The 10448-nt window shown below is 38.6% G+C and carries 9 protein-coding genes; 3 read left to right on the top strand and 6 right to left on the bottom strand.

Going from position 1 to position 10448, the window contains the following annotated elements; genetic code table 11:
* The 6 genes from F9U64_RS14870 to F9U64_RS14845 form a co-directional block, all read right to left on the bottom strand.
* Positions 1–1122, bottom strand: a 1122-nt coding sequence (locus tag F9U64_RS14870) for an ABC transporter permease (protein ID WP_194287396.1), incomplete at its 3' end; no start/stop codon positions are given.
* Positions 1082–2341, bottom strand: a complete 1260-nt coding sequence (locus F9U64_RS14865) for an ABC transporter permease (protein WP_153405276.1) — start codon at positions 2339–2341, stop codon at positions 1082–1084. The genes F9U64_RS14865 and F9U64_RS14870, both read right to left, overlap by 41 nt.
* A 19-nt stretch (positions 2342–2360) precedes the next feature.
* A complete protein-coding gene (locus F9U64_RS14860; protein WP_153405273.1) occupies positions 2361–3377 on the bottom strand; it encodes an efflux RND transporter periplasmic adaptor subunit in 1017 nt (338 codons plus the stop codon).
* A 46-nt stretch (positions 3378–3423) separates the two neighbouring features.
* Positions 3424–4050 carry an ABC transporter ATP-binding protein gene (locus F9U64_RS14855; protein ID WP_228275738.1) on the bottom strand — a complete coding sequence of 209 codons (627 nt, stop codon included), beginning with the start codon at positions 4048–4050 and terminating at the stop codon, positions 3424–3426.
* 446 nt (positions 4051–4496) lie between these two features.
* Positions 4497–5954, bottom strand: a complete 1458-nt coding sequence (locus F9U64_RS14850; protein WP_153405270.1) for a protein adenylyltransferase SelO — start codon at positions 5952–5954, stop codon at positions 4497–4499.
* 121 nt (positions 5955–6075) lie between these two features.
* On the bottom strand, positions 6076–7128 hold the full coding sequence (locus tag F9U64_RS14845; RefSeq protein WP_153405267.1) for an NAD(P)/FAD-dependent oxidoreductase: 1053 nt from the start codon (positions 7126–7128) through the stop codon (positions 6076–6078).
* Between the two features lie 115 nt (positions 7129–7243).
* Between F9U64_RS14845 and F9U64_RS14840 the strand changes: the two genes are divergently transcribed.
* The 3 genes from F9U64_RS14840 (at position 7244) to F9U64_RS14830 (ending at position 10274) form a co-directional block, all read left to right on the top strand.
* Positions 7244–8191 (top strand): iron-hydroxamate ABC transporter substrate-binding protein, encoded by a 948-nt coding sequence (locus F9U64_RS14840; RefSeq protein WP_153405264.1) that lies wholly within the window; start codon positions 7244–7246, stop codon positions 8189–8191.
* Positions 8192–8277: 86 nt separating this feature from the next.
* Positions 8278–9273, top strand: a complete 996-nt coding sequence (locus F9U64_RS14835; protein ID WP_153405261.1) for a FecCD family ABC transporter permease — start codon at positions 8278–8280, stop codon at positions 9271–9273.
* Positions 9270–10274 carry a FecCD family ABC transporter permease gene (locus tag F9U64_RS14830; protein WP_153405259.1) on the top strand — a complete coding sequence of 335 codons (1005 nt, stop codon included), beginning with the start codon at positions 9270–9272 and terminating at the stop codon, positions 10272–10274. The genes F9U64_RS14835 and F9U64_RS14830 overlap by 4 nt, the downstream gene beginning before the upstream one ends.
* The last annotated feature ends 174 nt before the right edge of the window (positions 10275–10448 follow it).

Below are 10448 nucleotides of genomic sequence, written 5' to 3'. Positions count from 1 at the left end.
CCGAAATGGATCATTGCGGCTTTCAATAATCTGTGCTTCCGTATCTTTATAGCTAACTAAATGTATATCCGATTCTGTGAGCTGGTTAAAAAATGATTGCTTATTCGCACCTTCTTCAAGATTTACCCATACATCATACGGCTCTACACCAAGTCCATCTTGTATTGTCTGCAAATGACCGACAATGAGCATCGATTCCTCACTTGCCTCTTTGCCATCTGTAAATTTAGGATTAAACGTAGGAAAATACGGTACAATCCCATACACTGTTAAGGACAGCCGCTCTGTACCTGCCCAACCTGCTTCAATCTTATCTCCTGTGGAAATATTTAATTTTCCAGCCATTGTTTCCGAGATAAGAACGGCATAAGGATCTGCTGCCATAACATTTAAATACTCATAAAAGTGATAAGGAAGCAAGCGATTCTTCATCCAAGATGTTTTGCCAAATTCATCTGTGACGATTCCCATCAATTGAGCTTTTCCGTTCCCTTCCTCTGTCCAGAAGGATACCTCCTCTTTCGAAAAAACGCGGGCACTGCTCTCTATTCCATTTATCTTATCATAAGCTGAATATGGCGGTTCAATATAGATAACCTTTTCCGCTTCCTCTTGCAGACTTGCAGGATCCACCGTCCAATGCTGACTCAGAATAATTTCACTTCCATTCTGGTACCAGATCTGTTCTTCCATATTATCATTAAGTGTCCGGCCAGCACTTGTGCTAAAAATACCTGTTCCTACTGTTAAAATTAAAAATAACATCAACAGCTGGTATGGTTGATTTCGTCTGCTGACTTGCAATAGGGAAGAATAAAAAGGTGGTGACCACCTGCCTTTTCCCATTTGATAGATAATGCGCAGAGTAAACGGATATAACCTTAACAGGATTAGTCCAAAGCCTGCTAAAAACAGAAAAGGATAGACAAATAAAAACGGATCCATGCCCCAGTTAACTCCACTTTTTTCTAATGATAGAAGGGTATTGAGTTTTTGATGAAAATGAAAGAGACCATAACAACCAAGTCCGAATAGAATAAAATCAAGACCATATCTGAACCAAAAGGAACGTTTCTTTTCTCTAGCCTTGGCTCGTTTCTGGTCGACAATGCTTATTCTCAATGCCAGCATATCCAAAACAGTTCAAACTTAAAGAAACATGTAAATCTGCTCTGTTTACAAAACTTAGGAAACTGTCACTTGAACCTAATATCTTTGTTACAAAAGCACCTAAAAAGGGACCGCAAATAAATGCAATAAAAGCTAATAAGGACGACTCTGCCAGATATAACAGAAATATTTGTTTTCTTGATGCCCCTCTGCTGCGAAGCACTGCCATTTCCGGCAGTTGTCTTTCCACTAATAATCCAGAAACCATGTATACATAAAATGCTGCTAATACTAATAGTGGAATATTTAATGACCATAATAACAGGCCAAGCTTACTTTCTTTTTCTTTATATTTTGTGAAAATTTCGTCTGCTGCCAGTGAGGTTGGTGTATATCCTTGGATAGTTTGCTTATAAAACGTATCCAGCTGTTGTTTCTTTTGCAGAAATAGATCGGCCGATGCAACAGATAACTTAGTATAAGCAATGTTTGCCAGCCAATTAGCGGAACTTAGAGGAATAATATCTTCTTGGACTATTTCATTAAATAATTGTTCATTAACCATAACTGATTGTTTATATTCTGATAACGGGGTACTCCAGTATTTCTCATTAAGATTTTTTTGTTCAATGACCCCAACAATTTTAATCTTTACCCCTTCTGCAAAACTGTTATTGCTTATATACGTATCACCAACTGCCATATCATTTTGAACAAGCATATCTTCCGTTACCATTCCTTCATATATTCCATCAATCTTCTTTGCTGAAGGAAACTTACCTTCGATAAGATTAACATGCTCTGTTATATCCGTTCTCATGGCAATGTCGATTTGATGACTGTCAGGCTGATCGTTTACATCCGTCTCAGCTGGAATAATATTGATAATTCTTGTTCTCCGTTCATAAATGTAATCCAGCAGCTCAAAATTCTTATTGTCAAGAATTTCCTGTTCCCAGTACTGGTCAAATTGCTCTAGTATTTCCACTCTTGTTATCTCTTCTTCTTCATGCAAACTCAAGGAAACTTTTGCAGATAGACTTCCAGGATACTGCCATGTTTCCATATAAAATTGATCTAATTCTTTTATTAGCATTCGTTGTAATATTGATTCTTTATAGATGGGAAGACTGCTTGTTAACATCGTACTTATCATCATCCCGCTTAATAAACTGATAACAAGCCAGCGATTTTTGCGCATTTTTCTAAATAGCATCATGAAGATCGTCATAGGCCGTTTTCCTCCTTGGTCACTTTACAATTACCTGTTCACCAGCTTCTAATCCTCTGATTATTTCTATATCTGTTGCATTACTGATCCCTGCCTCTACAACCTTCTCTCGACGTATCCCTTCTTCCAATACATGTACATATTGTTCATTTAATATTTGATGAACAGTATTTTTCGGAACAATGACAACGTTTTCTTTTTTATCAAGGACGATTTGAACTGTCGCTTTCTCTCCAATCTGGATATCATCTGGTGCCTCTTCCAGCTCGATATATAGTTGGTTTTTATATTTTTCTTTTAATTCCTCATCTTCTACTGAAGGGGCAGTTGAAGGTGTCTGCACTACTTTACCTTTGTAGGACTTGTTTCTAAACGTAATATCAGCAGTCATTCCTACTGTTACATCCTTTAGATATGCATCTGAAGTACTGCTGAAGGCTAACCTTGTTTCAGCCGGGTTTGCAACAGTATAGACCATCTGGTAGGATTCAATTGTATCACCAGCTTTGACGCCGCCATCAAATACGATTACTCCATCCATCTTTGCTTTTAATTGTTTATCTGTTAACTCATGTTTTACTGCATCATATTCTTTCTGCGCAATGTCTCTTTCTAATTGGGCAATACGGATTTTCCGGTCATTTCCAGAAAACTTCGCTTCGTCCAGTGCCAGCTGCTTTTTTTCTAATTCTAATTGTTTTTTTAATACTTCTAAGTCTTCCCCACGGTTTTCTAATCTTAACAGGACATCACCTTTCTTTACTGTATCACCAGCATAGAAAAAAACCTCTTCGGCTCTTCCGGAAGTCTGGGTAAACTGATGATAAGCCATCTCTGTTGATTCAAAGACTCCTGTACCTGACAAACTTCTAACGAGCGTCCCTGTACTTGCTTCAACTGTTGCTATTTCCTCACTTGCCGGCTTTACAAGAGGTGGTGCCAATGCTGCTTCTTCTTTTGGAAAAATGGAACAGCCAAATAAAAATAACAAAAGAATTCCGTTCACACACCATAATACTTTATTATATCGCTTCAATGATCTCACCATCCTCTAACGTATATACATGATCAGCAATATCGAACTATGCCGGATCATGACTTGTCATAATAATCCCAACCTGTTCATTATCAATTAAATCTTTAAATAACTTCATAATCTGCAGCCCCATCTTTGTATCAAGTTCTGCTGTTGGCTCATCAGCGAGAATCACTTTTGGTTTACAGGCGATTGCTCTGGCTATAGAAGTTCTTTGCTGTTCACCGCCTGACATTTCCTCAGGCCGATGGTGCATCCGTTCTTTCAAACCAACAAATGTGAGAGCTTTCTCTGCAAACTCTTTTCTTTGCTTTGCTGGTATTCTGGCGATTCGCAAACCAAATTCCACATTTTCATATGCTGACATATATGGAATAAGTGCATGTGACTGAAAAATAACACTGATATCCTTTTGTCTTACTATATCTCGTTGTTCTTGTGATAAAGAATATAGCTCTGTCTGATTAAAAAAGACTTTTCCATCAGTTGGCTGATCAAGACCTGCCAGTATATTTAACAGTGTCGTCTTGCCCGATCCAGACCTTCCCCTTAATATAACCAGCTGACCTTGGTGAACTTGGATTGAAGCTTTTTTTAATGCATGGAACATTTGCTTACCAGATCCATACATTCTATTTACATTTGAAGATGATAAGATCGGTTCCTTATCCAAAACACATCCCCCCTGTTTTATTTACTTAAAATGTAAGCATTTACATTTTATCAAAAGTATATATTAACCAGTTTATGAAGTAAAGCTATTTTCGGAAACGTTTGCGAAAATCTGAAATAATGATTATTGATTATTTTAATAATCCATGGAAAAAGTAATTTTACCTTACAGAAAAGCGAACAGTAAAAATAGGAAATGTGTGTTGGAAGCATTTAAAATGCCGCCTGAGAGGAGGAGGGAGCAGTGCTCATGGCATTTGAATCCTTTATAAATGCCTTCAGCACAGGAAAGAGCCAAGCTCATGGCATTAGGACAAAATTTACCTTATTGTCTTTACATTGTTTGCTGCCAAACACTTCAGGATGTGGAAGAAATCACTCACATTATCCACGCGAAGTGTTTGGCTAAGCAGGTCATCCTTTGTTATATCCTGTCTCTCCGTCAAATTAAGTTCCACAAAATGTTTGCTGAGGCCTTTGTGTTTTTGGCGGCAGTGAAGCATATTCCCGTTGATCTTTACTATGATCAAAAGGTCTTAGAAGTACGTTTAATAAATCTGTTAAAACTGAAAAATCGTTATTGCCTACTGCTGCATCGATTGCTTCTTCCACGCGGTGATTTCTTGGAATAACGGCAGGATTATTATTTTGCATCAATTCAATCGACAGACTCATTGATTCTTCCTGGCGTTCCAGTCTATTCTTCCATTTTTCTTTCCACTGCTGAAAATCTTCTGTACCAAACATCACCATACTATTCATCTCATCGAACGTTAAAGCTTTAAACGTATTGGTAAAGTCGGCTTCGTACTGTTGCATCAGATCAAGCAGTTCTTTGATTAAATCCCCGTCTTCTGTTTCCTGATTAAAAATACCGAGCTTTGCTCTCATGCCCTGAAGCCAATGTTGATGAAAATGCTCTGGAAACTGTGCAATAGCATCTTGTGCCAACTCAACAGCTTTGTCTTCATCTTGATCCAATAATGGGAGCAGGGTTTCCGCAAAACGAGCGAGATTCCATCCGGTAATATTCGGCTGGTTGCCATAAGCATACCTTCCTTGTCTATCAATGGAGCTGAAAACGGTCGCTGGATCATATTCATCCATAAAAGCACAAGGACCATAATCAATCGTTTCCCCACTTACTGTCATATTATCAGTGTTCATCACACCATGAATAAAACCGACAAGCTGCCATTGTGCGATAAGTGTTCCTTGTCTTTTCACCACTTCTTGCAGCAATGCGAGATATGGCTTATCGTTCTCCGCAAGCTCTGGATAATGACGTTTAATCGTATAATCAGCCAATTCCTTTACATCGCCCTCTTCGCCGAATGCCGCAGCATATTGAAAAGTTCCAAATCGAATATGACTTGATGCTATCCGTGTTAAAATTGCTCCAGGTAAAGCAGTTTCACGCATCACTTCTTCCCCTGTTGTCACAACAGCTAAACTTCGGGAAGTTGGAATTCTAAGTGCATCCATTGCTTCACTGATTATATACTCTCTGAGCATTGGCCCGAGTGTTGCGCGTCCATCTCCCCCTCTGGAATATGGAGTAATCCCAGATCCTTTTAGTTGAATATCGAATTTTTCTCCAGTTGGTGTGACATGTTCCCCTAGTAATATTGCTCGTCCATCACCAAGCATAGTGAAATTTCCGAATTGGTGACCTGCGTATGCCTGAGCAATTGACAGTCCATTATCAGGAATCGTATTACCTGACAATATGTCAACATTGCTGTCCTTTATTAGTTCATCCGTATTAAATCCCAATTGTTCTGCTAATTCTTCATTGAAGACTCGCAGTGCCGGATCACTTACAGGGTTTGGCTCTGTTTTGCTGTAAAATCTTTCTGGCAAAGATGTGTAACTATTTTCAAAATTGAATCCCACTTCAGACATCTGATCATCCTTTCTAGTTAAATGAAAAGTCCCTGCTTCTATTATTAATTGAAAAAGTAATCATATTCACTATATCTCTTTACAGTGTAACAAAAAAACAGATACAAGCGTACGCATCTGTTTACTTCAAAGTTTCTTTTACCAGCTTTTTGTTTTTCTCTTTAAATATATCATTATGGGAAGAAACCATTGCATAATCATGGGCATCTGGTTCTAGAAATTTTTTGGCACTGTTAACTGCGTGTACAGCATCCTGAAATGTTCCTAAAATCAAATGAACTTTTCCATCATGTTTTAGCTTATCTCCTGCTGCATACAAACCTTCAACAGACGAGGCAGACATACTGTTTCCCGCAATATAAAAATCATCAATCAGTTCAATTGGTAAATCACTATTTTCGATCAATGAGGAATCCCGGTCAAAGCCATGGTTAATCACCACATCATCTACCGCCACATAATTCGTTTCACCAGTGTGATTATTCGTTAGTTCCACTTGATGAATCTTCTCTTTCGTCTGATCGGCAATTAACTTGGTAATCGTTGTCTGAAAGTAACATTCAATAGAGCTGTTTAATAATTGAGTTATTTGTGCTTCATGACCATTTAAATTTTCCCTGCGATAAGTAAGATAAACTTTCCTTGCAATCGGCTCCAGTTCGTTGGCAATATCAATCGCAGAATCACGTCCGCCTGAAATAATCACAACTTTATCTTTAAATTTTTTGAATGACTGTACAGTGTAATGTAAATTGGTTAATTCAAATCGTTCTGCACCATCTATATTTAATTTTTGAGGTTTTAAAATGCCGCTGCCTGTTGCAACAATAACTGTCTTGGAGTAATGGATCTGACCTGAGCTGCCATGTAATAAAAACATGCCATCTGTTTCTCTTTTCTCAATAGATTCCACTTTTTCATTTAACACAACTTCAGGTTGAAAAGTTACTCCCTGCTCTGATAGCTGGTCGATTAATTGCTGGCCAGTTACAGGCAGTAATCCACCAACATCCCAGATCATTTTTTCTGGATACACATGAATTTTCCCGCCTAATTTAGGCTGAAATTCAATAATCTTCGTTTTCATTTCTCTTAAACCACTATAGAAAGCTGAATACAATCCAGCAGGTCCACCACCAATTATTGTTACATCAAAACAGTCCTCACGTTGCATAGAATCCCTCCATCTACTTTTTAAAAAGTCATTGACACTGATAATGATAACCATTATCATTATAAACGAAGTTGAGAATCAATTTCAATTACTTTTTAAAAAGGAGTTTATGTAAATGAAAAAAATATTATGGATATGTCTGATTATCTCACTATTTACCCTTTCGGCATGCGGTGATGATAGTACAGCAGACACTGATAATACAGCTGATACAAATGGAGATCAGGCAACCGATAATAATTCAGCATCCGCTGAGGCAACAATTACATATGAATCAGAAAACGGCCCAATTGAAGTTCCAGCAGATCCCCAGCGTGTCATCGCTCTAAATGGATTTGCTGGAAATGTACTTGCATTAGATGTACCTTTGGTTGGTGCTGTATCCTACAGTATGCAAAATCCTTTATATGACCTTGAAGGGGTAGAAGAAGTTTCCGATGAGAATCTAGAGAAGATTATCGAATTGGATCCTGATTTAATTATTGGGTTAACTACCATCAAAAATTATGATCAATTAAGTGAAATTGCTCCTACCGTAACTTTTACATATGGTGAATATGATTATTTGGAACAGCATATAGAAATTGGTAAGTTATTAAACAAAGAAGAAGAAGCAACCAAATGGGTAGAAGATTTTAGAACCCGTGCTAAACAGGCTGGTGAAGATATTAAGGCAGAAATCGGTGAAGATGCAACTGTTACAGTTATAGAGAATGCTGATAAAGAATTATATGTATTCGGCGATAACTGGGCCCGCGGAACGGAAATCCTTTATCAGGAAATGGGACTGGCGATGCCAGAACAAGTGAAAGAAGTGGCATTAGAAGCAGGTTATTATACATTATCATTAGAAGTTCTTCCAGACTATGTTGGTGATTATCTGGTAATCAGTAAGACAGAAGAAACGGAAACTTCTTTTATGGAAACGGAAACCTACAAGAATATGCCTGCTGTTCAAAACGATCAAGTGATGGTTGCAGATGCCAGAGAATTTTATTTTTCCGATCCCATTACATTGGATAGCCAGTTGGACTTTTTCCTCGATAACTTTTTAAAAGAATAATGATGATGGGATGGGCTGTTACCAGTTCCATCCTATCTTCGTGTCAAGAAGATTACGATAATTCATAATGAAAGACGTTGATAAACATGCTGAAAGCAAAATTTTTTTCTTACAAATTAATAGGCAGCTTCTGCTTACTGCTTATCGCCTGCTTTATTGCCATGAGATTCGGCGCAGCAGACACTTCGATCAAAGAAGTATGGTTTGCTGTTACTTCCTCAGGTTCATCAGATACAGTCACAATGCTACAGGAAATCCGCTTTCCCAGAGTTATTGCAACCATCTTTGTCGGGGCCGCTTTAGCAGTTGCCGGCGCTATTATGCAAGGAGTGACTCGCAATCCATTGGCTGATCCTGGATTACTTGGTGTATCTGCTGGAGCAAATGTAGCACTTGCTCTAACAATGGCTTTTATTCCATCTGCCAATTATTTCTCGATTATGATCGCATGCTTTATTGGAGCGACCATTGGAACATTGCTTGTTATTGGTATCGGCGCCGTTAGTGAGAGTGGGTTCTCAGCACTGCGAATTGTGCTTGCAGGTTCAGCTGTTTCTGCTTTTCTTTATGCAATTGCTGATGGAATCACCATTTATTTCGATATTTCAAAAGATGTATCAATGTGGACAGCCGGAGGATTTATCGGTACAAACTGGGCGCAGTTACAAGTAGTTTTGCCGTTTATTGCAGTTACTTTGATCATCTCGTTACTGCTTGCCAGACAGCTTTCACTATTAAGTTTAAATGAAGATGTTGCTGTTGGGCTTGGACAAAATGTATTCGTGATTAAAGGAATCCTTTTCTTACTTATTAGTTTATTAGCTGGAGCTTCTGTTGCACTAGTCGGGAACCTGGCCTTTGTCGGTTTGATGATTCCGCATATTGTGCGTGCCATTGTCGGCTCAGATTATCGAAATATTATTCCAATGTCTATGTTTATTGGGGCAGCATTTTTAGTATTAGCTGAAACACTTGGCCGAACCATTAATGCACCTTATGAAACGTCTGTTGCTGCCATTGTATCAATAATCGGATTACCTTTCTTCCTCATCATTGTAAGAAAAGGAGCGAAGCAGATATGACAAATAAAATAGTTAGACAGCGTGTGATTGTGATATCTCTGATTTTGCTTATTATCATTACAGCGGTGATCAGCCTGGGATTAGGTTATTCTTCCGTATCTTTTCAACGGATTATCCCGACAATTTTTGGTTCAGGTACGGTCAAAGAAGAGATGGTCTTATTTGACTTTCGGCTCCCACGCATTTTAGTTACCATTTTAGCAGGAATGGCATTAGCCTTATCTGGCGCGATTCTTCAAAGTATTACACGGAATGATTTAGCAGACCCTGGTATTATCGGAATCAATGCAGGGGCAGGAATTGGTGTATCCATCTTCTTTTTATATTTTCCGATAGAAGCCGGAAGTTTTGTTTACGTTCTTCCGATTGTGGCTTTTTTCAGTGCTATCTTGATCGCATTTTTAATTTACATCTTCTCCTATACAAAAGGAATGGGCGTTCAGCCAATTAAGCTGGTCCTTGTTGGTGTTGGATTCTCTATGGCATGCTCTGGGGGAATGGTTGTGCTTATCTCCTCAGCTGAAGATGAAAAAGTGACTTTTATTTCCAAGTGGCTTGCTGGTTCGGTTTGGGGCACAGATTGGCCTTTTATCATCGCACTTTTACCATGGCTGATTATTCTTGTTCCATTTATTTTATATAAAGCTGGTAAGTTAGACTTATTGGCTTTTAGTGAACCAGTTGCTGTCGGAGTTGGAGTGCAGGTGGAGAAAGAAAGAGTTGTTTTATTAATAGCTGCTGTCGCACTGGCTGCGGCCTCTGTTTCTGTTACTGGCGGTATTGCATTTGTTGGTCTGATGGCACCGCATATCGCAAAATCACTTGTTGGGCCTCGTAATCATCTCTTTATTCCCATTGCTATCTTAATAGGGGGCCTCTTGTTACTGGTGGCAGACACAATCGGACGTAATCTGTTAGAATCTGAGGAAGTTGCTGCGGGGATTATCACAGCGTTAATAGGTGCGCCATACTTTATCTATTTATTACTTCGGAAAAAATAAATCGTGGAGTGAAATTTTGTCTGAATGCCGGGGGCAGACTTTTCGGTGGCGCTCATGGTATTCAGACCACCGCTGAATGCGCTCGCGAAAACTTTGGAAGTCAAGTCCTTTTTTATGTGTAAATATAGATACAATGTTAACAACCTAATTCACATAATACATATTTGTTCTTTT

It is taken from the genome of Gracilibacillus oryzae (assembly GCF_009498735.1).
Lineage (GTDB): Bacteria > Bacillota > Bacilli > Bacillales > Amphibacillaceae > Gracilibacillus > Gracilibacillus oryzae.
This window is presented reverse-complemented; position numbering and strand designations above follow the sequence as displayed.